The organism is Chitinibacter fontanus, from assembly GCF_013423785.1.
Taxonomy (GTDB): domain Bacteria; phylum Pseudomonadota; class Gammaproteobacteria; order Burkholderiales; family Chitinibacteraceae; genus Chitinibacter; species Chitinibacter fontanus.
Window position 1 is genome coordinate 2,273,584 of record NZ_CP058952.1, and the last position, 22,864, is coordinate 2,296,447.

Annotated in this window: 15 protein-coding genes and 2 tRNA genes; 8 read left to right on the plus strand and 9 right to left on the minus strand. The window is 50.0% G+C overall.

Going from position 1 to position 22,864, the window contains the following annotated elements; all coding sequences use genetic code 11:
* Nucleotides 1-2: 2 nt before the first annotated feature.
* The 4 genes from HZU75_RS10790 to HZU75_RS10805 form a co-directional block, all read right to left on the minus strand.
* On the minus strand, nt 3-419 hold the full coding sequence (locus tag HZU75_RS10790; RefSeq protein WP_180306068.1) for a GtrA family protein: 417 nt from the start codon (nt 417-419) through the stop codon (nt 3-5).
* Between the two features lie 12 nt (nt 420-431).
* Nucleotides 432-2,891, minus strand: coding sequence for an acyltransferase family protein (locus HZU75_RS10795; RefSeq protein WP_180306069.1), 2,460 nt, complete (start codon nt 2,889-2,891; stop codon nt 432-434).
* 26 nt (nt 2,892-2,917) lie between these two features.
* The gene (locus HZU75_RS10800) at nt 2,918-4,603 is read right to left on the minus strand and encodes a glycosyltransferase family protein (protein WP_180306070.1); all 1,686 of its coding nucleotides are present in this window, start codon (nt 4,601-4,603) and stop codon (nt 2,918-2,920) included.
* Nucleotides 4,604-4,721: 118 nt separating this feature from the next.
* Nucleotides 4,722-5,669: a glycosyltransferase family 2 protein gene (locus tag HZU75_RS10805; RefSeq protein ID WP_180306071.1), complete on the minus strand. Its 948-nt coding sequence runs from the start codon at nt 5,667-5,669 to the stop codon at nt 4,722-4,724.
* Between the two features lie 485 nt (nt 5,670-6,154).
* On the opposite strand from HZU75_RS10805, the gene HZU75_RS10810 reads away from it, so the two are divergent.
* A complete protein-coding gene (locus tag HZU75_RS10810) occupies nt 6,155-9,919 on the plus strand; it encodes a phospholipid carrier-dependent glycosyltransferase (RefSeq protein ID WP_180306072.1) in 3,765 nt (1,254 codons plus the stop codon).
* A gap of 107 nt (nt 9,920-10,026) precedes the next feature.
* Here the strand turns inward: HZU75_RS10810 and HZU75_RS10815 are convergent, their stop codons facing one another.
* Nucleotides 10,027-10,419, minus strand: a complete 393-nt coding sequence (locus HZU75_RS10815) for a YidB family protein (RefSeq protein ID WP_180306073.1) — start codon at nt 10,417-10,419, stop codon at nt 10,027-10,029.
* A 294-nt stretch (nt 10,420-10,713) separates the two neighbouring features.
* Here HZU75_RS10815 and HZU75_RS10820 point away from each other — a divergent pair, with 294 nt between their 5' ends.
* The 3 genes from HZU75_RS10820 to HZU75_RS10830 all read left to right on the plus strand — a co-directional run bounded on the left by HZU75_RS10820 (nt 10,714) and on the right by HZU75_RS10830 (nt 14,687).
* Nucleotides 10,714-11,937, plus strand: coding sequence for an HD-GYP domain-containing protein (locus HZU75_RS10820; protein WP_180306074.1), 1,224 nt, complete (start codon nt 10,714-10,716; stop codon nt 11,935-11,937).
* 71 nt (nt 11,938-12,008) lie between these two features.
* Nucleotides 12,009-13,520, plus strand: a complete 1,512-nt coding sequence (pap, locus tag HZU75_RS10825) for a polyphosphate:AMP phosphotransferase (protein ID WP_180306075.1) — start codon at nt 12,009-12,011, stop codon at nt 13,518-13,520.
* Nucleotides 13,521-13,607: 87 nt separating this feature from the next.
* A complete protein-coding gene (locus HZU75_RS10830) occupies nt 13,608-14,687 on the plus strand; it encodes a hypothetical protein (protein WP_180306076.1) in 1,080 nt (359 codons plus the stop codon).
* Nucleotides 14,688-14,738: 51 nt separating this feature from the next.
* On the opposite strand, the gene HZU75_RS10835 is transcribed toward HZU75_RS10830, so the two are convergent.
* The 4 genes from HZU75_RS10835 to HZU75_RS10850 all read right to left on the minus strand — a co-directional run bounded on the left by HZU75_RS10835 (nt 14,739) and on the right by HZU75_RS10850 (nt 18,904).
* Nucleotides 14,739-15,500: a class II glutamine amidotransferase gene (locus HZU75_RS10835; RefSeq protein WP_180306077.1), complete on the minus strand. Its 762-nt coding sequence runs from the start codon at nt 15,498-15,500 to the stop codon at nt 14,739-14,741.
* 192 nt (nt 15,501-15,692) lie between these two features.
* Complete coding sequence (locus tag HZU75_RS10840; protein WP_180306078.1) at nt 15,693-16,481, minus strand: enoyl-ACP reductase FabI; 789 nt, start codon at nt 16,479-16,481, stop codon at nt 15,693-15,695.
* A 49-nt stretch (nt 16,482-16,530) separates the two neighbouring features.
* Nucleotides 16,531-17,550, minus strand: a complete 1,020-nt coding sequence (ygfZ, locus tag HZU75_RS10845) for a CAF17-like 4Fe-4S cluster assembly/insertion protein YgfZ (protein ID WP_180306079.1) — start codon at nt 17,548-17,550, stop codon at nt 16,531-16,533.
* 70 nt (nt 17,551-17,620) lie between these two features.
* Entirely contained in the window at nt 17,621-18,904 is a 1,284-nt protein-coding gene (locus HZU75_RS10850; protein WP_180306080.1) for an AsmA family protein, read from the minus strand.
* 81 nt (nt 18,905-18,985) lie between these two features.
* On the opposite strand from HZU75_RS10850, the gene HZU75_RS10855 reads away from it, so the two are divergent.
* From HZU75_RS10855 to HZU75_RS10870, 4 genes are all read left to right on the plus strand, one after another.
* Nucleotides 18,986-19,061, plus strand: a tRNA-Asn gene (locus tag HZU75_RS10855).
* Between the two features lie 62 nt (nt 19,062-19,123).
* Nucleotides 19,124-19,199, plus strand: a tRNA-Asn gene (locus HZU75_RS10860).
* A gap of 128 nt (nt 19,200-19,327) precedes the next feature.
* Nucleotides 19,328-19,858, plus strand: a complete 531-nt coding sequence (locus HZU75_RS10865) for a PilN family protein (protein ID WP_180306081.1) — start codon at nt 19,328-19,330, stop codon at nt 19,856-19,858.
* A 78-nt stretch (nt 19,859-19,936) separates the two neighbouring features.
* Nucleotides 19,937-22,861 carry an HD domain-containing phosphohydrolase gene (locus HZU75_RS10870; RefSeq protein WP_180306082.1) on the plus strand — a complete coding sequence of 975 codons (2,925 nt, stop codon included), beginning with the start codon at nt 19,937-19,939 and terminating at the stop codon, nt 22,859-22,861.
* Nucleotides 22,862-22,864 lie beyond the last annotated feature (3 nt).

Here is a 22,864-nt window from a genome sequence, read left to right on the forward strand (position 1 = left end):
TCTTATTCGGCTTGCGGACGTGGTGTTGTGTGCTTGAAGGCCCACCAGCGGCTGCCAGCAAAATTCCAAAGCAAACCAATCCCAGTGGTGATTAATTGAGCGGGCCAGTGGGTGATGCGCAAATAGTTGACCAGCAAGAACATCAAGCCGGTATTGAGCAGCCAGCCTAGACCGGCAATGGTATAAAACTTGGCAGCCGCTTCGCGGTGCGATTTTTGGCCATGCTGGTCTTTAAAAGTGAAAAAGTAATTCAGCAAGTAATTGGCCACCGAGCCGAGTAAATAGCCAATCGCCGAAGCGCTAACCGCTGCACTATTGCCGTGCCAGGTCACACCTAGCCATAGCACCAAATATTGGATTCCTGTGCCGCACAGACCAACCGCCGCAAAGGTGAGAAACTGTTTGAATAATTTAGGCATTGGTTTTCTTTCTTAAGGCCAGTTTAAATACAACCACAGGGCACCATACACATTGATCCCAATACCGAATAGCGCCAGCATCAGGTCTTTGCCGTCAAATTTACAGCGATTGAGCCACAGCAACAGCACGACCGCTGGAATCATATCGACAAAATAGCGGTTACCAAACTGCCAGCCGCCCATGGTGCGATGGCTCCAAGTGGATAGCATGTGTAACAGAATGGCGCCGAACAGCAAGCCGTTGACTTGCCAAAACTCGCGTTTGAGCTGGCCCAGTTTACGTGCCAAGATCAAAAATACCGGGTTGACCAAGAAAAACATCACCCCGTCGGTGCGCGGGAACGTTAAACCGCCTTCCGCTGTGAAACTAGGCAGACGCAAACTTTGCATAAAATTTTGTGGAATATACGACAAACTAAATTGTCCTTCCGTTGCCCGTTGGAATTCCGGCAGGTAGTTATGCCCAAATTCCAGCGGGTTCCCAAAACGCAGCCAGTTATACCAAGCCAGCGCCCCACCAATCAGTAGTGGGAAGAGTAAAAACTGCTGCAGTGGCTCGGCTTGTTCTTGGCCATTGCTGGTTTTAGCCTTGGGTGGCTGAGTGCCAACGTGACCCAAGTGATAAGCAAGAATCCAGAGTAAGGCTGGAAAGTACACCAACTGAAAAGGGCGGCAGCCTACGGCTAGCGCCAGACTCAATGCAGCCAAATGCATCGCCCATGGGCGCTGGGCACTCTTTACTGCGAAGAAAAATGCCACGGTAGTGAATAAATACGCGAGTACCTGCGCTTGAAACCACACCCCGCCATTGAGCGAAATCGCCAACAGATTGCTGCCAAATACAGCGGCTAAGGGAATGGCTAAGCCCTTGGGTTTTAGCTCGGGGTTAAACCAGTACGTCAGTAGAGCAAAGCTTAAAATGGTGTAGCAGGAATTCAAAAAGTGATTCGGCGTGCCTTCCCCAAAAAACGGGAACAATAAAAATTGCGGAATCGTCGGGATCGGCGGGAAACTCACATAATACTGACCGTGGAAGATGGCCAATTCTAGATAAGGATAATCATGCGCCAGCATCGTGCGGCCTTGCCACCATGCTTGCGCCTGTAAAATATAGGAGTCCCAGCCGCTGTGCGAAAACCACGATTGTTTAAGAGCTGCGTAGAGTAGGACATACAGCAAGACAATGGCAAACAGCAAATAAGCCCAGCTTTGGCGCACAAACAAGCTGTTGCGCCAGCGCGCAGTCCAGCGTGGCACGAGTGCATCCAGTTTATTGCCAACTAGCCACGTATAGGCCTGGCGGCTAAATTTGACGCTGATTTCATCGATATACCTGGCAAAGAGGTGCGAAGAGCCGAACATCGCGAACAAGTACACTGCCAAAGTAATGAAAAACGCTGCGGCGTAGCCAATGCTCGGTACGAGCTTAACGATCAGCCATGAGCAAATCGAGCCCAAAAACAGGCCGTGCATCAAATACATCGAAAACGAAATTCGTCCCAACCAGCGCCACGGTTGACGTGACAAATTGCTTTGCCAGCTTGGCGCGTGCAACACGGCGATCAGCAAAAATAGCGCACCCCAATTGTGCGTCCACTGCGCATTGGGCATTGCGCCGCCATCGAGCCAATATAGCCAGCTAAACCAGAAGTTCTGGCTAGTGTCGATGCCCTTGGGAAAGCTACCCAAATAGAGGCCAGCGATGGCGAAAGTCCAATACGTAGCAGGGCGGCTCAAGAAAGCGCACGCTTTGGCCGCGCTGGGGGCGTAGATAAAATCAGCCAGCGCGACGCCCATCACAAAGCACAGATAGGGCGAGTTGCCAAAATACCAACCCAGGGCAAGGTAGGCCCAGGCACGCCAACTTTGACGGCCTAGTGTGGCAACCATTGCAAAGGCGAGCAGCGAGCCATAAAACTCGATGCAGATTGTCCACAGCACATTGTTGTAGCGTGGTTCGGGCTTAAAGGGTACTTCCAAAAAGCTATTGCGCAGTACATCCAGCAAACTGGCCTTGGGGGTATCCCATTGCAGAGCCAACCATTCAAAAGATAGCGAAAATTGAGCTGCCGCCTGATGAAATAAGCCCCCCATTTTTATCACCACAAGCACCAGTAGCGAGGCGGCAAAAATCGGTAGTACCAAACGCGGGTAACGGCGTAGCGTTGCCGACGTTAAAAAGCTAACACGGCTAAAGTTTGGGTCGTGCTGATCGCGGAAAAAACGATAGGTGAGCACAAAGGCGCTCATTACAAAAAACACCATCACCGCAAAATCGCCGCTCCACAATAAATTCAACGGCGTTTGTGCGACCGCCATTTCAAACTGCGGAAAAATTAGCCCCTTATTGCCCGCAGCCCCCCAAATTAGCGCCGGTAAAAAGGCATAAAAGAAATGATGGAGCGTGACAGAAAAAGCGGCGATACCGCGTACGCCATCCAAATAATCAAAGTGGCCGTGCTTGTGTGTCATTGAGGTCTCTCCATCCTGTGTGCCGGTTAGTTATTTGCTTCTTCGGCGGGCATCACGGTATTTGCGGGTAGTACAGTAGCTAGCTGCGGATTATGTGGCCATCGCGCTAGCAGGGCGTCAAAACGGGTGAATATTTGCGGTAGTCCATAGCTGGCGAGCAGCAGTAGTGGAATCGTGCTCGATAGGAGGTAGCGTGATTTTGATTCCCACAGCATATACATGCCAAATACCAGCAGGGTATAGCAGGCCAAGAGCAGCACCGTTTCATCTAATGAATCTGCCTGTTCATCTTTGCTTAAGCGCCTCAATGCAAGTGCCACGACACTGCAGGCGGTAAACAAATACAACCAGTTCTGCAACTGCGTCATCCTGCGAATGGTGTAGCGGAAAGCTTCTCCATGCGGCCCATGAGCGTATTGGCTGGCCCATGTCGGGTAGGCGAAATAATCGGGGCGAGCCGGGTCGCCAATCCCATAGTAAACAGCTTGATAAGTGCCTTCTGTCCATTGCCAAAAGGTCTTTTTGGCCCAATGATTTAGCGTGCCGCTTAGGCCAATTTCATGCCATTTTTTAGCGATTTCTTGCTTGAAGAGCGTATTGACTGCTTCTTCATTAATAGGCGCTTCGCTAACAAAGGTGGCGTAGGCTTCGTTATACGACCACACGCCAAGCCGTTTGTAGTCATAGCCAATATTGAGCCACATCCATTTGGGGGCGGGTGCTGTGGTACTCCAGCCGCTGTAAGTGGGAATGCCAGCCTGCGCTAAAGCGGCATTAACCAGCTTATGGGGTAACTGGATCGCGATAAATAAGCCAACAATGATCCAAAGGGCTGATTTGAATTGGCCATTTTTCAACCAGCGCAACACGATAATCAAGCCAAAACTAAGCGTGAGTAGCAGCCCGATGGGGCGAAATAAATTGGCAAATGCCAAGGCAAGCAAGCACAAAATAATGGGCAGTCTGCCGCCTTGTTGCTGCCAGAGCGTGAAAAAATAAATCGCGATGCAGCTGAGGAAAATAGCCGGGAAATCGTTGTAAACCCATGCCCCCAGCAGAATAAATGGCAGAAAGCTTACGCAAATAAATGCGGCAAACAAATCATGCGTTTTGCGCTGCCACAGCAGGTAGATTTGGTAAATCGTATAACTGCAGGCGGTGATAATCGTGGTATTAATAATGCGGGTATAGGTATAACTGTCGCCGATCAAACTGTGAATGGCGAAGGTATACAGTGTGAATGGCACCTGCAGCGGAAACAGATACAGATAGTTTTTGGCTTTATTTTCCAAGCTCATCGTATCAAAGAATGCGATGAAATTACCGTGGAGTAAATCATCAACCACGATGCGTATGACTAGTGCATCATCGTAGGCATGGACTGGAAACAGCCAGATAAATGCATTGATCACAGCAAAGAGCAGCACAAACAGTGCCAAAATAATCAGCCGCAGATGCCGGCTAGTTTCAAGGCGACGTGCGCCGCGCCAGATACCGTATAACAGCAAGAACCACAGGGCAATACCAGTTAATTGCCACAATGGGTTTTGTGGACCCAACATTTCCAGATCGCCACGGGAAAACCAAGTGTCACTTTTCCAGAATGCGTCGACAAAACAAGCAAGCACTAGGAAAACTGAAAAAATACCGGCAAAACACAAATAGATGCTCTGCGGAATGATTTTCCGCAGCAGGGCTTTCGACGGGGGCATGCTGCACTCTTCGAGGGTATTGGTTTTTAGGTCAATATCAGTTGGCGTTTTAGGTTAATACCCAGCTGGGTATTGCATAAAAAATAACCCAGCGCGAAATCTGCGCTGGGTTAAATATTTATTGCTGATCGTCTGGAAAACCAAGCCGGTCTTGTACCACATAGAGTGGTCGGCGCTTGATTTCGTTGTAGGTGCGACCAACGTATTCGCCCAAAATCCCAATACAAAGTAATTGCACGCCACCGAGGAATAAGATGGCTACCATGATTTCAGCCCAACCGGGCACCCAGTGCTCAGTGGTTAAACGGACGACCAAGGTATTGATAATGCCCAGTAAGGCAAAAAAGGACGAGATCAGACCGAGCGTTACTGCCAAACGTAGTGGTTTGGTCGAAAATGACATAATGCCATCGGTAGCGAAACGTACCATTTTGCGCAGCGGATATTTGCTTTCACCGGCAAAACGTTCGGCGCGACGATAAGGGAGTGCAACCTGGCGGAAGCCCACCCAGCTCACCATGCCACGGATAAAGCGATCACGCTCTGGCATGCCTTTGAGCACATTTACTACTTTGCGATCCATCAGGCGGAAGTCGCCCGTGTCGAGCGGAATGGGTACGTCAGATAGGCGATTGAGTACGCGATAAAAAGCGCGGGCAGTTACCAGTTTGAACGCTGATTCGCCGGGGCGATCCACACGAGTACCGTAAACGACGTGGTAGCCATTGCGCCACAAGGCGATCATTTCGCTAATGACTTCGGGTGGGTCTTGCAAATCGGCGTCGATCAGTACCACTGCATCGCCGCTAGCGGCATCAATACCGGCGGTGACGGCAGTTTGGTGACCAAAATTACGAGCAAAGCCAACGACGCGGATTTCTGGGTTAGCTTGCTGTGCCGCAGTTAGTAATTCGCGCGTGCGATCTTTACTGCCATCATCGACAAAAATGAATTCCACATCTAAGTCTGTCACCGTAGCGCGAAAATCGCGCAAACGCTTGAGCGTTTCACCAATGACTTCCTCTTCGTTGTAGCAGGGGATCACTACAGATAGGAGTTGCTGCATTGTCTCATCCTCCATGCGCTCTAACGGCGCCAGACACTTGGCCTGTTTTGTTATGGTTTTTTCGCGACTACATTTTGCGACTGGGCTCAACCTTACATCATCGCGCTAGGGTTGAAAACCCCATGCTGAATGCTTTGTGCACTAGCTCTCGCTAAACGGTATTGCAGGTGCAAAATCACTGAGGCAAATTTGCCACAAAGCTAGGAAAATAAACGCTTTAGCCGATGCTGATATAGCTGTAAAAATGGTGCGGTGCGATTTGTCTGGCAGGCCGCATTGGCATTGAATTTGTAAGAATTTTAGCTTTGAATTCACCGAATGCATGTTGCACTTGCGCTAGGTAGATGTGATGTCAGGAACTAGGCGTAAGGTTGCGGAGTCGTTATAGTGCGAGCTTCCCCCAGTGTTTTGAGTTTGAAATCATGTCGATGACTGCAATGCGATTTAATTGGCACACACTGCTGCTGGCTTGCTGGTGCTGCCTAATGCTCTTATTGCAACCAGCGGTTGCCGAGGAGCTCGCCCGCAATGCAGGTGTAGAAGAAACCAGCCCATCGGGGGGCGCGGCTGGTTGGACTTTTGATCATTGGACTCAAGGCGAGCCACAGAGTGTGGCGGTGCGGGATGAAACGGTTTTTCACAGCGGCAAAGCATCGGTGAAAATTGCCCTGGGGCAGGGGGATGATGGCAAGCTCACTCAATTAATCAAGGTAAAACCCGATACTTGGTACCGTGTTTCCGCTTGGGTTAAAACGGCTGGTATTCCTGCAGATGCGAAGGTCGGCGCCAATTTAAGCATTGTAGATGCCATGGATTATTCGCAAGATTTAAAAGGCGATAATGACTGGCAAGAATTGGTTGCGTGGGGTAAAACCGGCCCAGAACAAACAGAAGTCAAAGTGGCGTTGCGCTTGGGGTTTTACGGCAGTTTAGCGACAGGAACGGCGTGGTTTGATGATGTTAGCGTCACTGCCGCTGAGCCAGGCGCTGGCGCAAAAGTGATTAGTTTTACCCCCCCACCAGCCGCTGCGGCAGCGGCGCCTGTGGTGGCATCATCGGGCTCTGGTCTTAGTGCGAATACCGTGATGTGTCTGGTAACCATTGCCTATTTGGGTTTGGTGGCTTTCCTGCTGCGGGCTCGCGGCGGGGTATTGCAGCGTTTTGGTGCTGTGCTTGATGGCATCGCACCAATTAGCAAAACCTGGCCCGCGCTGGCTTTAGTGCTGCTGGTATTCTTGCTCAAAATCTATTGGGCCGGCAGTTATCGCGGCCATTCTTACGATATTGGAACATTTAGCGCGTGGGCGCTGGACATGTATCAGCGTGGTTTTGCTGGCTTTTATCGTCCGGGTTACTTCGCCGACTACCCTCCGGGTTATATCACCGTGTTGTGGCTGGTTGGCGGGGCTGCCAATTGGTTTCATCTTGCATATGATTCACCGAGCTTTTTAGCGGTCTTGAAACTACCAGCCATGCTGGCGGACATTGCCGGTGCGGTCTTTTTACTTTGGGTGGGGCGCAACTCAAGTGTGACGCGCCCATTGGCCTTAATTGCCGCCATTTTATGGCTACTGAATCCCTTGGCAATTGTCACCTCGGCCTTCTGGGGGCAAGTCGATAGCATCTTTACGCTTATTTTGGCCGCGGCATTTTTGCAGCTTGAGCGTCGTCGAGTCGTGCTGGCGGCCGCATTGTATGCGGTTGCGGTGCTGTTTAAGCCGCAAGCATTGCTAGTTGGCCCCATTGCACTCATTGCGCTGTTAAGTTTGCGTGATTTACCACTGCAGTTTAAAGCCATTGCTGCGGCAATCGGTACTTTTGCCGTACTGTCTTTACCGTTCACGATTTCGCGCGAGCCATTGTGGATTTTCAGCCTGTATGGCGGCACTTTGGCTAGTTATGACTACCTGACCATCAATGCATTTAATCTGTATGCCTTATTCAATGGCAATTGGCTTCCCAATGAAACGCTGTTCTTAGGGCTGGCAGTCGGTAAATGGGCGTGGTTATTTACTTTGTCTGCCTTGGCGGCAGTGCTGTTGGGGGTAGTGAAGGGCAAAGGGGAAGGGCGCTATCTGTTTGGTGCCTTTGCCATCTATGTATTGTTTTTTGTGCTTGGCCCCAAAATGCACGAGCGGTATTTATTCCCCGCCGCCTTTGTCGGCCTGACTGCGTTTATGGTGATCGCTGATCGCCGCGTGTTGTGGCTGGCCATCGGTGCGAGCCTGACCACGTTTATCAATACCTTAGTGACCTTGGATATTCTGACCCGCCTCAACAGCACGGGTGTACCTAATGACAATATATTTATGTTGTTAGGCTCGCTCGCCAATGTGGCGTTGCTGATTCAAACTTTGCGGGTGGGCTACGATATTTTCCTAAGGGGCAATCGCCAGCAGCTGGCTGTTCCTGCCGCAAGTACTGCGGTGACGATGGACGAGCCGCTGCTTGCTCCTGCCGTCCTGGCGACACCCGTCGAAGCACCCTTGCAAGCCGTATCACGCCGCGCCTGGGTTGCGCTGGCAATGATTTGTGCCGTGTACAGTATGGCTGCGTTTACTTATCTTGGTAACACCCAAGCGCCGCAGAAATTCTGGAACCCTCCTGCCGCAGGCGATTGGGCGGTGTTTGATTTAGGCGCGGTGCAATCAGTGACTAAGTTGCAATATCACCATGGTTTAGGTGAGGGGGAATACGCATTGCAATGGTCGGCAGACGGTCAGAACTGGACTGCCAGCAAAGGCATTGTGATTAACAATCGCTTCTCAGAGTTTCGTTGGCGTGATCTGGCGATTAATCTGCCAGCGCGTTATTTCAAAATTGGCCTCAGTACTGGCTCGCTGCAAATGAACGAAATTGCAGTACGTGGCGCGCAGGATGCGTTGCTGGTGCCTACGCTAAGCAGTGGCCCCAATGATGCAGCCGCACTTATCGACGAACAAAACAAGGTTGTCGCATTATCAACCGCGTATAACGGCATGTATTTTGACGAGGTTTATCATGCGCGCAGTGCGTGGGAAATCTTGCAGGGCATCGATGCCACCGAAAATACCCACCCTCCGCTGGGAAAAATTATTATCGCGATCGGGGTGGCGATTTTTGGCATGAATCCGTTTGGCTGGCGCTTTATGGGCGTCATGTTTGGGATTGCGATGTTGCCCGTGTTCTTTGGCTTATCGCGCCGAATTTTCCGCTCGGAAAACTTTGCCCTATTGGCTACCGCCTTGCTGGCCGTTGATTTTATGCACTTCACGCAAACGCGGATTGCCACGATTGATACCTACGGGGTGTTCTTTATTCTGGCAAGTTCGTACTGGATGCTGCGCTGGATGCAACAAGAGCCAGCCACGCAAAATTGGCGCACCGATATTAAATCATTGCTGTTGTGTGGCACGATGTTTGGGCTTGGCGCCGCCAGCAAGTGGATTGTGTTGTATCACGGCGTAGGTTTGGCGGGCTTGTATTGCTGGAACCTCTGGCGTCAAGCTAAGGTGGCGCAAGGCCTGCCTGCACAATTGCCAGGCCAGCGCGGCTATAGCGATTGGGTGGTGCAAAGCGTGCTGTGGTCGGTGCTAGCGTTTATTGTGATACCGGCGCTGATTTACACTGCCGCGTATATCCCGTTAATGAAGGCGACTGGGCAGGGTTTGGCTGGTATGTTTGCCAATCAAACGGGCATGTATCAATACCATAGTCAGCTCAAAGCGACTCACCCGTTTAGTTCTATGTGGTACGAATGGCCAACCATGGTGAAACCGATGTGGTACTACTCAGGGGCGGAGTGGACTGGGCCATTGAAAGTTTCATCGATCAGCGCTTTTGGTAATCCGGTCACCTGGTATTTGGGTACGCTGGCTTTCCTCATCGCGATTGGCTGGCGTCTCACCATGGCCAGCTCGAAAGCAGCGCTACAGCGCTTTGCGGTAACACCAAGCCAGATTTTTGCGCTGGGCTTTATTGTGGCCGTCGGCTTAACACAATTTTTGCCATGGGCACTGATTCCACGCAAACTGGTGTTTATCTACCATTTCTTTGCTTCTGTTCCCTTTATTATTCTGGCGCTGGTGTGGGGCCTGCAGCGTTTGCAGCTAGATAACCCAAATCGTAGCTGGGCGCGTTGGCTGCCGTGGGGGATTGTGGCGCTGGCGACCGTATTGTTTGTTGCTTATTTCCCCGTGATTAGTGGTTATCCAGTACCGCGTGGCTGGGTGGAATTTATTAATAAAGGCCCAGTTACCCTGTATTTCTAATTGTGTCCTGTTAGTGAAAAAAGCCGATCAGTTGATCGGCTTTTTTATTGGGTATTACTTTGTAGCTCTCTTTCTAGCTTAGCTCTGTGGCAATACTCTAAAGGGTATTAGCCAAATAGTTTGCCTTTGAGCAAATCAAGACCCGCACTGAGTAGATCGCCGTTGCCATTGGCTGGTAGCTCACCATTAGGGGTGAGGCCATCCACAAGCTGTGGTAATAAAGAGCTTAAAGTATTGGCTGCCTGCTCAGGATCAACGCCAAATTGTGCTGCAACATTGGCTACTGTTTCGTGGCCCAGCACGGCTTGAATCTGCTCGGCCGAGATCGGCAGATTACCGCCAGTAGACACCCAAGATTGGGCAATTTCACCTAAGCCGCCATTTTGGAATTTATCAATCAAACCAGCCACTCCGCCCTGCGACTCGAGTAAGCCAGACAAAGCACTGCCTTGTTCGCTGCTGCCTAATACTTGTGAGGCCAAGGTATCAAATAAACTCATCTTAGTGTGCTCCAGAAAATCGCGATTGAAATGGCAACTATGACGTTTGCCTACGACAAGAAAGTTATAATACAGATTATTTTTGTTGGTTTCATGTCAAAAATTTGGCGTATTATTGTGATTTGTTGTCAGGCTTTGCAGTTGAGATCACCAGCTACAGATGTATGTTTATGTGAGTATTGCTGGGTTTGATCTAGGCGCCAATACCTTGCAGGGTATCAAGATAAGTGCTGAATCGATCTGCACCGCATAGTCTGGTGATCTACACTATTAAAAAAACTGCCACACGCCAATATGATCAAAAAAATCCCCTCTGAGGCTATTCGTGTCGGAATGTTTATCCATGATTTAAACGTCGACTGGATGAATCATCCGTTTGTGCGGAATCAGTTTGTGATTACGGACGACGCCGCGATCGCCCAAATTATGGCCACTGGCGTGCGTGAGGTATATATCGACACCGAGCGTGGCCTTGATATGCCGGATGCGCCAACGGTCGAGGAAGTGAATGCCGAGTTGGATGCGCAACTGATCAAAATTGCTGAAGAACCTTCGCCCATCATTAAGGTGTCTTTTGCCGAAGAAATGGGGCGCGCCCGCAAGATTCACGGGCAAGCGACCAATGCCGTGCGTATGGTGATGCGCGATGTGCGGCTAGGGCAGGCCATTGAGCTCGAAGGCGTGGCGCAAGTGGTGGAAGACATTACTGATTCGGTACTGCGCAATAGCGGTGCTCTGGTGGGCCTTAGCGGTATTAAAGATAAAGACGAATATACCTTTTTGCATTCGGTCAGCGTCTGTACGCTAATGGTGACTTTTGCGCAGTCCCTCGGCTTAGATAAAGAGCTAATTCGCTTGGCTGGGGTAGGTGGGTTGCTGCACGATACCGGCAAAATGAAGGTACCGAATGAAATTTTGAATAAACCAGGTCGCCTCACCGAGGCTGAGTTTGCCATCATGCGAACGCACCCCGAAGAAGGCTGGCAAATTTTGCGGGAAATCGACGGTTTGGAAGATATCCCCCTCGATATTACCCTGCACCACCACGAGCGCATGGATGGTACGGGCTACCCGCATAAATTGCCTGGTGAGCAAATTAGCCGGATGGCGCAAATGGCTGCGGTGGTCGATGTATATGATGCGATTACCTCAGATCGCTGTTACCACAAAGGTATGCCCGCCCCAGAAGGGCTACGCAAATTGTGGGAATGGAGCAAGTTTCATTTTAATCCCGAGCTGGTGCAAGCCTTTATGCGCACCATTGGTATTTATCCGGTTGGTACCTTGGTTCGGTTGGAGTCCGGTCGCTTGGCTGTGGTGATCGAACAAAACGAAGCAGCCATGTTGCAGCCGATTGTTAAAGCGATTTTCAGTACCAAATCAAATACCTATATTACGCCGCAAATCATCGATCTCTCCCGCCCTATGGGGAAGGGAGGCGCTGATAAAATTGTTGGGCATGAAAACCCCGAAAAATGGCAGATCAATATTGCGCGCTTTTTATTTGAAGGCGTCTAATTTACACGTGGATCTACTTGCCTCTGGCAACGACCACCATTAACAACAAATTGATTATTGAGGGATTTCACATGTTTGCCGCCGCTGAGTTGGGTCATGCCTTAGATAAAGAGCAGTACAAGCTAGCAGCCGATCAATTGCGGCAAAAATTACTTAGCATTCAGTATCAGCTCAAAGAGCGTGGCGACTTTCCTGTCATCATTTTGTTGGGCGGTGTACCAACCGCTGGTCGTGGGCAAGTCGCTAATTTATTGCTCGAGTGGATGGACCCACGCCATATTGCTACTCACGCGTTTGCCGCGCCCAATGATGAGGAACGCGCTCGGCCGCCGTATTGGCGTTATTGGCGTGTGCTACCGCCCAAAGGAAAAATGGCGATTTTATTTGGCGGCTGGTATAGCGGCCCGATGTGGGATCAGCTGACATCGCAGCCCGATTCTGTGCATTACGAACATGAATTATCCAAAATTATTCGGCTGGAAAAAATGCTCTCGGATGAAGGTGCATTGATTCTGAAATTTTGGCTGCATTTGCCAAAGGAGCAACTCAGAAAACGGCTGAAAAAATATGCTAACGACCCGCGTACTTCGTGGCGGTTTGATGAATCGGATACGTGGTTTGCTGATCATTACGATGAAGTGATGACCTCGCAGGAAGATTTGTTGCAGCGTACTAATCTGGCGGATGCGCCGTGGCGCGTAATTGAAAGTACCGATGAGCGTTATCGTGATATTACGGTAGGTACACATATTGTCGAGGCGATTAGTCACCATCTGGAGCGCAGCTCTGTACGGCAGAAACGTGTCGATGTTGCCCCATTAATGCCATCGATTGATGGTGTGAGATTGCTGGATAAATTGCCGCTCGATTCAACGCTAAGTAAAGCGGAATATCTTGAGCAGTTAGAAGTACTGCAGGGGCGGCTTAATGGATTAACCCGCCATCCTGATTTTAAAAAGCACTCTGTTGTATGTGTCTTTGAAGGCATGGATGCCGCTGGCAAAGGTGGGGCGATTCGGCGGATTACCGCTGCACTGGATGCGCGGCAATACCGTACGATTCCGATTGCTGCGCCGACCGAAGAAGAGCGGGCGCAACCCTATTTGTGGCGTTTTTGGCGGCATTTGCCACCGCATGGGCAAATTACCTTATTTGATCGTTCTTGGTATGGTCGGGTATTGGTCGAACGGGTAGAAAATTTTGCCAGTCGAGCCGATTGGATGCGTGCGTATGGTGAAATTAATGATTTTGAAGCACAAATTAGCAGTGCACACGTGATTGTGGTGAAGTTCTGGCTGGCGATTAGCAATGAAGAGCAATTACGCCGTTTTAAAGAGCGTGAGGCTATTGAATATAAACGCTTTAAGATTACGGATGAAGATTGGCGTAACCGGGAAAAATGGGATGCCTATATCGAGGCCGGTAGCGATTTGATCGAGCGCACCAGCACGGCGATTGCGCCATGGCATTTAATTGGTGCGAACAATAAATACGCTGCGCGCTTGGAGGTCTTGCGGCATCTGTGCGACCGCATTGAAGCTGCTGTTGCCCCTGCGGGTAAGAAAAAACGCAAATCATCTTGATTCGTGTGCATTTCCCACAACCAACCGGATTACTTCTCCTTTTTGGCTGCTGAAACGGTAAAATAGCGGCCTTAAAGGAGAAGTAGTGTGGCTGATTGGAGTATCTGGAAAACGCTGGAAGATTGGCGGAGCAAGCGACATGAGCTTGATCCCATCTTTGCGCGAGCCGGCGTTGCGCCAGAGCTGGAAAGTTTGGCCAATCGGCTTGCTACTGATTTGCGCCGCGCACCTCCAACCAAGCCCTTGCTGTCGGGTGATATTGATCGCGACGATAAGGAAATGGCGGGCTATTACGAAGCCTATTATCGCCATTTTGACGAATCCTTATATAAGGCCGAAACACTGGTGCGTATGCCCTGGGTGCCGGAAGCTGCGCCGACTGGGCGTGCGGTTCTGGCCGAGGTTGAGCGTATTCGCAAAGAAATGCGCACCCATCCGGGTACTCATCCCCCATTTGAGCCGCTAGATCAGCTAATTCAGCAATATATTCGGCTTGATGACCCTGATCTGAGTATTCCTGCCGATTTAATGAATGCTCGGCGGCAGCAGTTGATTGATGTGGCGGGCTACCCTCTAACGGTACAGCATGCCATTAAAGACCCATATGATGATTCGGTTCCACCATTGTCGAGCGAAGAGTTTCGGACTCAATTGCATGAAAAAATGCGCCAGTATCTAGAGCAAGACTGGTTGCATTGTCGGGTTGTGACGCAGTGGTATATCAGCCTTGCGCTCGATGCGGCACTGGCACGTAAGAAGCGCGACGCGACTGATGATGAGCGGATCCGTGCAATGCTCAAGCGCCGTTGGCCAACTTTATCAGTGGTTTTACCCGAACTAGAGCATATTGATCAGGTTTGGTATTTGTTGCTGTCGATGGGGGCGATTGCCAGCCTGATTATGGAAATCTGGTGGTTGGCGATTCCGCTGATCATTTGGTTAAATTTATCCGTTGGTGGCCATCGTCGTGAACGCAAAGAGATGGAAGCGCGTCGTGCTCAGCTTGCTTCGCGTGCGCAAAGTTTAAAGACGGTGCGAGATCGTTTTTCACATAATCAACTTACCCTAGAGCGCATTGCGCCGATGCTCCGTCAGCTTGATGAGAAGGGCGAGTATTTTGACGACCACGTCTTTGCTTTATTAAACCTACATCAATTTTCTGTTTAGGGTATTGTTTTGCAGCCTTTTCTGGGCTTGGCTTTGGGATGTATACCCCTGTTATTGAGGCGCTCCATCAATAAACATCAGCAACTCCCCTTGCTGCATCGCAATCCAATTTTCATTATCCGTGAGAGGCTCGGTGGCGATCATGGCAACGCGATCATTGGGGGTGGTTTCTTTGGCAAAATCGACTGCCAGGTCAGTGTCGCTCAAATGAGCCTGGCAGAATGGGGCCTGCCGCACTAGGTAATGTAGCTTAGTGCTGCAATGCGCAAATAGGGCCTGACCATTCGAAAGCAGAAAATTGAAAGTACCGCCCTGCGCCAACTGAGTGCTTAGCGTGTGCAATGCATTGCGTAGCTCAGGCAAACTTGGTGCTTGCGTAAACTGTTGCGCCAATTGGTCTAATAACCAGCAGAAGGCCTGTTCGCTATCGGTGCTGCCTACAGGCTGAAAGCGGGCGTTGTTTAATGTGGGTAGTTGGGTCAAATTACCATTGTGCGCAAATATCCAGTACTGCCCCCACAACTCGCGCCCAAATGGATGGGTATTGGCCAGATTAATTTGCCCTTGCGTCGCTTTGCGGATATGGGCAATTACATTTTTGCTTTTGATGGGGTATGCGCGGACCAGATCCGCCACTGGGCTGGAGATTGAGGGCAGGTAATCCAGAAACAAGCGGCAGCCTTCCCCTTCAAAAAAAGCAATTCCCCAGCCATCCGAGTGCTCGTCAGTTAGCCCGCCGCGACGACGAAAACCTTCGAAGGAAAAAATGATATCCGTTGGGGTATTGCAATTCATGCCGAGCAATTGGCACATAGTGACTGACCTATGAATACAAATAGAGAGGGGTGACGCTGCAGCAATAGTATATCTGGCCGAGCTATATTTGACTGCTTTCGCGCGCGATTGATTGATGACTGGATAAAGTACTTTGGCACAAAAGTGCCATCACAGATGGGCTGGCCATAAAAAAGCCCGCAGCGCGGGCCTTTTTAGGTGTGTGGTGGCTTATTCGCTCGCCAGAGCGCCTGCACCAATAAAGAAACCCACATCTACATGCAAGATCTCACCGGTCATGCCTGAGGCTAGATCTGACAGCAAGAATGCAGTCACATTGCCCACTTCTTCTTGGGTCACGTTACGTTTGGCTGGCGTAGCATCCGCTGCGCCTTTGAGCAACTTACCAAAGTTCGCAATGCCTGCTGCCGCCAAAGTTTTGATCGGGCCAGCAGAAACGCCGTTAACACGGATTTCTTTGCTAGTGCCCAAAGAAGCGGCCATGTAACGTACATTCGCTTCCAGGCTGGCTTTTGCCAAGCCCATCACGTTGTAGTTTGGAATCGCACGTTCAGCGCCCAAATATGACATTGTGACCAGTGATGCGCGCTCGTTCAACATAGGGCGCGCTGCTTTGGCCAGTGCGGCAAAGCTGTATGAGCTGATGTCATGGGCAATCGCAAAGTTTTCACGCGTTACCGCATCAAGGTAATCCCCTTTTAGCGCGTCACGTGGTGCAAAACCAATTGAGTGTACTAAGCCATCAAACGTTGGCCAGTGTTTTTCCAGCTCAACAAACAAATCACCAATTTGCTCATCGCTAGCCACATCACATGGCAACACAATGCTGGAATTGAAATGCCCAGCAAGTTTAACTACGCGATCCTTCAAGTCTTCGCTGACATAGGTGAACGCAAGCTCTGCGCCCTCACGATGACAGGCTTGCGCAATACCGTAGGCAATTGAGCGATCAGACAAAAGGCCAGTAATCAAAATCTTTTTATTTGCGAGAAACCCCATGGGGCACAGTCCTCGAATATCAACAATCGAGCGATTATAAGCTTAAAAATCAATTCATGGCATAGGGTAGTGCTAAGTTGTGCAGCAATGGGCCATTTAAATCACCCAAATGCAAGCCATGCTCCAGGCTACTGATTTGCGCCACAACCAAAACTTCCATGCCACCTTGCGGGGCCGGAGCCGCCAGCATGATTTTGCCACTAGGCTGGCCATTCATTTCGGGGCTATACACCTCTTGCCCTGCCGCTGCGCTTAGGCTGTCAACATGCATGCGATACGTGCGGCGCTTGAGTTTGCCTAAGTATTGGGTGCGCGCCACGATTTCTTGGCCGGGATAGCAGCCTTTGGTAAAGCTCACGCCGCCAATGAGCTCCAGATTGGCCATTTGCGGCACAAACTCTTCTTGCGTTGCTGCGGTGATCCATGGGGCCCCTGCTTGAATTTCACTCAGGCGCCAGACGGCTTCCCCAGCTGGTTTGGCCCCCGCAGTGACAATCTGCTCCCAAATTGTTGCTGCTTGGGTTTGCTCAAGCAAAATTTGGTAGTGTTCGTTTGGCAAGCCAATGAGCTGAATATTATTTGTCGTAATCACCTGCATAGCTGCTGGAACTTGGCCAAATACCTGCTGCATGATGGCGCTGGCATGCTTGCCTGCGAGTCCTAATAGGCTTAACTCGGTATTTGCATCGCTGGCTTTGGTTTTGGTTCGCAAGATAAACATGGAAAGACGCTTTTGAATTGCGGGCTGAATTTCGCTGGCGACCTGCAATAGATAGTCATCTCCACGACGCACAACATAAAAGCTAGCCTGCATACGCCCTTTAGGGGTTGAGTAGCTAGAAAATTGAATCTGATCGTGCTGTAGCGCACGAATATCACTTGATAATTGCCCTTGCAAGAAGGCTTGGCTTTCTTCGCCACTGAATCGAATCAAGCCAAATTGAGTTAGTGGGCAAATGACGGCTTGTTCTGCATAGGCTTGCAGCTCAGCGCTGGGATTGCCAAAAGAGATGACTGTGGCTGGGCTAGTTTCAGAAAATACTGCACCAAGTGACGCGAGCCAATGCATATTGAGGCTTCCTGTTAGCTAATGAGGATAGGCTGAATGTTATCACGCCCCGACTGGCGGGGCGTGGGGCTTATTCTTTTGCAGTTTCAGTGCTAGGTTCTGCGGGCGGGGATTCTTGTAGCGTTGGTGCCTCTCCGCCGGGACGGTACGCGCCACCGCTACGCAGTTCTGGTGCGTTGAGTGTGCCGGTGACGCGTAACTGATTGCTCACGGTAACCGCGCCAGCCGCGAGCTGTGAAGCTACATTGCCAACTATGGCATTGTCACGAATCACAATTTCACCACGTGAGCGAAATTTACCCGCATCCAGTGACAGGCTGCGCAACTGCACTACCTTGTTGGCAATCGTGATTCCGCCCGAAAGGGTGTTGAAGTTAGTTTGGCCACCTCGACTTTGTACCGTTGGGCTTTGTGATTTTAGCGGCGTAACTAGATCAAAATTACTGAGCATGCCATCTTGAACCACAAACCGACCATTGATCTGAGGCTGTTTAAAGAGCGAGGCATAATCGGCTGATGTGTATTTAAATACAGCATCTGCATTCATACGACCACTGGTGCGTGTGATGTGGCTAAACACTTTGATTAAGGGCTCGGCCTGAATGTTTTTACCAAACAATTGTCCAGATAAACTCCATCCTTGACTCCATTTTAATTGCGCATTGCCGGTGACTAAGCCGCTGTATAAGTCCGCACGGATGTCCGCAATATCGATTCCCTCGGCATTGGCGAGCCCAATCAATTTGAGGTATTCAAATTGCACCGGGTAGCCTAGTGGTAGGGTCCACCCTTTGGCGTTAAATTGCACTTTGAAAGTGCCCGCCTCAGCGGGTTGTACCTGTAACTCCGCGCGGCCTTCGTCTGCCGTGATTAATAAATCATCAATACTCCCGTCGGCTTTGAAGCGCAATTGCCCATTGACTGGCCCGACGGTACTGGTTTCGAGCTTGACGCTGGCTTGCGAAAGATTAATCCGGCTAATTTTAAGTTTGCTATCTGCTCTAGGTTGTAACTTATTTGGTATATCGAGCGCGAATTGACGTGAGAACTGAGCCTGATCAAGCGTGATATCGCGGAGAGATTGCCCCCAATTAAGTAGATTATGCGTACTCACAGGGATCTCGATGCGCTCGATTGCCGCAGTCTCGGCAGAATCAAGTACAACTTGTGCCAGCGTAAATTGCGGCACTGGGGAGTAGTTAAAGTGAATGCTGCCGATCTGTGCTTTGGTGTTTGTCAGCTTGGAAAGTGTTGATTCCACATCAGTTTTGAAAAAACTGTATGGGAAAATCAATGGGGCTCCAGCGATGAGGCCACCCGTGACTACTAAGCCGATCAGGATATTTTTAGACATGGATTTCGTTTTCGTCGATAAATTTATACGGTTTTTCTTGACTGCAGCGCTCGGGGTGACTATTATACGCCCCATACCGATTCCCCGATAGCTCAGTCGGTAGAGCAACGGACTGTTAATCCGTGTGTCCCTGGTTCGAGCCCAGGTCGGGGAGCCAAAAATACCGATTTAATTTGGCCCCAAACTGCCAAGTTAAATGAGTTGATTGTAAAGATCAATTCCCCGATAGCTCAGTCGGTAGAGCAACGGACTGTTAATCCGTGTGTCCCTGGTTCGAGCCCAGGTCGGGGAGCCAAATAAAAAGGCTAGCTACCAAGCTAGCCTTTTTTCTTTTCCACAGCAAATTTAATCTTCTTGTTGGTTTGCTGCTGTCGCGATTATGCTAAATGATATTAATAAATACCTTTATTAGTGGAGTTTTGCATGTCGGATGATGTTGCCACTTCCTCTGTTTCCGAGTCTCATGCCGCCAGCCCTGTAGCTGCGCCCAGTTTTTTACAGCGCTATCGCCTGCATTTAATCGCAGTTGGTGCGGTTGTCTTGATTGTTATTTTCTTCATGGCAGGTGTGGTGCTTGGCATGAGTAAGCGCAATTTCGAGAAAAAATTCTATCTTGAGCAAATCGAACGCCTGAAAACCACTTTGTCGGCATCGGTTGAGAAGCAGGATGAGTTAGCGAAGGAAATTCAGGAGCTAAAGATTGATTTGCGTGCCAAAAAAGATCATGTGACTGAGTTGGAAGAAAAAGTCGCGGATCTTGAGCGTAAAACAGAGAAGTCGGAAGCATCTCCTAGTAACCATGCTGTGCCATCCCAAGGCCATGCCGAGCCGACTAGCACCGGTGATGCGGGGCTTGATTATGTTCGTTTGAAGGCGGGGGATTGTGTAGTAGATGGCGGAGCCAATACGACAGCAAACAAGTGGCGAGAGTGTTTGCAGAAGTCGAAAAAATAACTAGGTATGTTGGTCAAAGCAATATCCAGATTTGTTTTTAGGCATATACCTTTGTAATGATGAATGGATGAGGGTGACATGATGCGTGAATCCAGTGGCGGTAAAGTACCCTTTTATATCCATATTTCCTATTTATTCATTGCACTGCTGATTGGCTTTGCCGTGATTAGTGGCTGGAATCAGTATCGCGCCACTGGATTAATCTTGAAGCAGTCGGCTGATCAGCAGTTTGAGTTGGCGGTTAAATCCGCTAGTGATGAAGTCGAGGCGATTTATCTCAGTGGTGCACGTACGGTGCAGCTACTATCCCAGCAGCGGTTGATGAATGCTAAAACACTGGATGACCGTTTAGATAGTCTTGAGTTTGTTACTACGGCCTTGAAGTATGACCCCATTATTTCCTCGTTGTATATTGGCTACGATACGGGTGATTTCTTTCTGGTGCGGCGCTACTTAGATAACCCAAAAGTGGCGCAGCGTTTTAAGCCCCCAGCGCAGACACGTTGGATTGTGCAAAGTATTACTTACCCACATGAGCAACTGCGTGGTGAGTTCTTGTTTTACGACGAAGCTTTGCAGTTACTTGAACATCGCGTGGTGGCTGATTATCGCTATGACCCACGTGTTAGGGACTGGTATAAGGCTAAAAATCAGCCTGGAGAATTGCTACTCAGCAGTCCTTACTATTTCTCATCAGATGGTTTATTGGGGGTGACCTTTTCACAGCAAACCGATAATCAGCGTGGGGTTGTGGGCAGTGATATCCAGTTGGGGCGCTTGAATCAATTTCTACTCAAGCATCGTATTACGCCAAGCACCCGATTGGCTTTGGTCAATGCTCAGGAGCGAGTTGTCGCGAGTCAATATGGCTCTCCCGAGCTGGTTACCGAAGCGGATGGGCAACAATATCTGCCTAAATTGGCGACGTTTGATTCGCCGGTATTGAAAATCTTGCTGGGTTTGCCGCAGGGAAAGGCTGGGAATGCGAGTACTTTTGCCGCCGAAGGAGGGGAGCCTTGGGAGGGGCGGGTTGCAACGATCAATTTGCATAGTGGTTTGCAATTTAAATTACTCATGGCTGCGCCGCACCGTGAATTACTCAGTGCGGCAATTGCCGAGCGCAACCAGAGCATGTTGGTACTAAGTGCGCTGATCTGTGTAGGTGTCATTTTGGCGGTTTGGTTGTCGCACAAGGCGTCACGGCCAATTAATTCGCTGACCGATGAAGTGCAAAAAATTGAGCAATTTCAATTTGATGAACCAGTGCGGGTGCGTAGCAATATTCTGGAAATTGCCAGACTGGCAGCTGGAATTGGCGGGATGAAAAGCACCATCTCGCGCTTTATGGAGCTATCGCAGGCCTTGGCGGCCGAAAAAAACTTCAGCCGTTTGCTGGCGCGAATTCTGGATGAGTTGGGACAAGTAAGTCGGGCAGAAGGTGGGGTGATTTATATTACCCATGCCGATGGTCAGCGACTGCAGTCTGCACAATATTTCTGGCGTAGCCAAGCGCAGGAGCCTGATTCAGATCCGCCATTAATCCCGCTTGATGGCGAACATATTGTTGCGCGTGCGCTGCGCGATGATGTGGTTCTTCGCACTGTGTCAGTTGATGAGTTTGCACATAATTTTCCCTTATTGCCTGCGGTGACTGAGCCGCTGACCCAATTGACTTTGCCATTGCGCAATCGGGATGGTGCACTGGTCGGTGCTTTGGCCCTTGCGATTGATGAAAATAAAAAGCCAAGTGCTGATTTGTTGGCTTTCGTACAAACAATCGCCGCCACCGCTGCCGTGGCGGTCGATAGCCAGCGTTTGATTAATGAACAGAAAGTATTGCTTGAAGCCTTTATTCAATTAATAGCTGGCGCGATTGATTCAAAAAGCCCCTATACCGGGGGGCATTGTCAGCGTGTGCCGGAGTTGACCAAGATGTTGGCGCGCGCAGCTGAACGGCAGTTGGATGGCCCGCTGGCTGAGTTTCGCTTGAGTGAAGATCAGTGGGAAGAGCTGCACATCGCAGCTTGGCTGCATGATTGTGGCAAGGTGACGACCCCGGAATATGTCGTCGATAAAGCCACTAAATTGGAAACGCTGTACGACCGGATTCATGAGGTACGCATGCGTTTTGAGGTGCTAAAGCGTGACGCCGAAATTAACTGCTGGCAAGCGATTGCCTCAGGAGCCGAGCCTGCAGTTGCCCAAGCGCAATTAGCCGGCGAGTTGGCCCAATTGGATGATGAGTTTGTTTTTGTCGCTACCTGCAATGAAGGTGGTGAATTTATGGCGCCAGAGAAAATAGCTCGGCTGCAGCAAATCGCGACGCGGACTTGGATGCGAACTTTGTCAGATCGTATTGGCATTGCTCATGAAGAAAAGGAGCGCAAACAACGTAGCCCAGAGCCCGTCTTGCCCGTGCAGGAAGCATTGCTTGCTGATAAACCGGAGCATATTTTGCTACGTTCCGAGCGGGATAAATTGGCGGACAATAATCCGTGGGGCTTTAAAGTCAAGGTGCCAGAGCACCTGTATAACCGTGGAGAGCTTTATAACCTTAGCGTGGCGCGCGGTACCCTCTCAGAAGAGGAGCGCTTTAAAATTAATGAGCACATTATCCAGACCATTATTATGCTGGAAAAATTGCCTTTCCCACGTCACCTACAACAGGTGCCTGAGATTGCTGGCGGCCATCATGAGAAGATGGATGGTTCTGGCTACCCGAAACGTCTGACGCGTGAGCAAATGAGCTGGCCAGCCAGAATGATGGCGATTGCCGATATTTTTGAGGCGCTCACAGCGGTCGATCGCCCGTATAAGAAAGGTAAGACGTTGTCCGAGGCCATCAAAATCATGGGTTTTATGGCCAAAGATCAGCACATTGACCCCGACTTATTCCGCTTATTCTTGCGTGAGGGCTTGCATATTGAATATGCCCAGCGTTTTATGCGGGTAGAGCAAATCGATGAGGTTGATCTAGCGCCTTATTTGCTGCCCCTTGGATGAAAA

Excerpts from the sequence above, each read along its gene's own strand:
- HZU75_RS10790 (WP_180306068.1), bottom strand. The coding sequence starts at position 419 with ATGCCTAAATTATTCAAACAGTTTCTCACCTTTGCGGCGGTTGGTCTG.
- HZU75_RS10795 (WP_180306069.1), bottom strand. The coding sequence starts at position 2,891 with ATGACACACAAGCACGGCCACTTTGATTATTTGGATGGCGTACGCGGT.
- HZU75_RS10800 (WP_180306070.1), bottom strand. The coding sequence starts at position 4,603 with ATGCCCCCGTCGAAAGCCCTGCTGCGGAAAATCATTCCGCAGAGCATC.
- HZU75_RS10805 (WP_180306071.1), bottom strand. The coding sequence starts at position 5,669 with ATGCAGCAACTCCTATCTGTAGTGATCCCCTGCTACAACGAAGAGGAA.
- HZU75_RS10810 (WP_180306072.1), top strand. The coding sequence starts at position 6,155 with ATGCTCTTATTGCAACCAGCGGTTGCCGAGGAGCTCGCCCGCAATGCA.
- HZU75_RS10815 (WP_180306073.1), bottom strand. The coding sequence starts at position 10,419 with ATGAGTTTATTTGATACCTTGGCCTCACAAGTATTAGGCAGCAGCGAA.
- HZU75_RS10820 (WP_180306074.1), top strand. The coding sequence starts at position 10,714 with ATGATCAAAAAAATCCCCTCTGAGGCTATTCGTGTCGGAATGTTTATC.
- pap (WP_180306075.1), top strand. The coding sequence starts at position 12,009 with ATGTTTGCCGCCGCTGAGTTGGGTCATGCCTTAGATAAAGAGCAGTAC.
- HZU75_RS10835 (WP_180306077.1), bottom strand. The coding sequence starts at position 15,500 with ATGTGCCAATTGCTCGGCATGAATTGCAATACCCCAACGGATATCATT.
- HZU75_RS10840 (WP_180306078.1), bottom strand. The coding sequence starts at position 16,481 with ATGGGGTTTCTCGCAAATAAAAAGATTTTGATTACTGGCCTTTTGTCT.
- ygfZ (WP_180306079.1), bottom strand. The coding sequence starts at position 17,550 with ATGCATTGGCTCGCGTCACTTGGTGCAGTATTTTCTGAAACTAGCCCA.
- HZU75_RS10850 (WP_180306080.1), bottom strand. The coding sequence starts at position 18,904 with ATGTCTAAAAATATCCTGATCGGCTTAGTAGTCACGGGTGGCCTCATC.
- HZU75_RS10865 (WP_180306081.1), top strand. The coding sequence starts at position 19,328 with ATGTCGGATGATGTTGCCACTTCCTCTGTTTCCGAGTCTCATGCCGCC.
- HZU75_RS10870 (WP_180306082.1), top strand. The coding sequence starts at position 19,937 with ATGATGCGTGAATCCAGTGGCGGTAAAGTACCCTTTTATATCCATATT.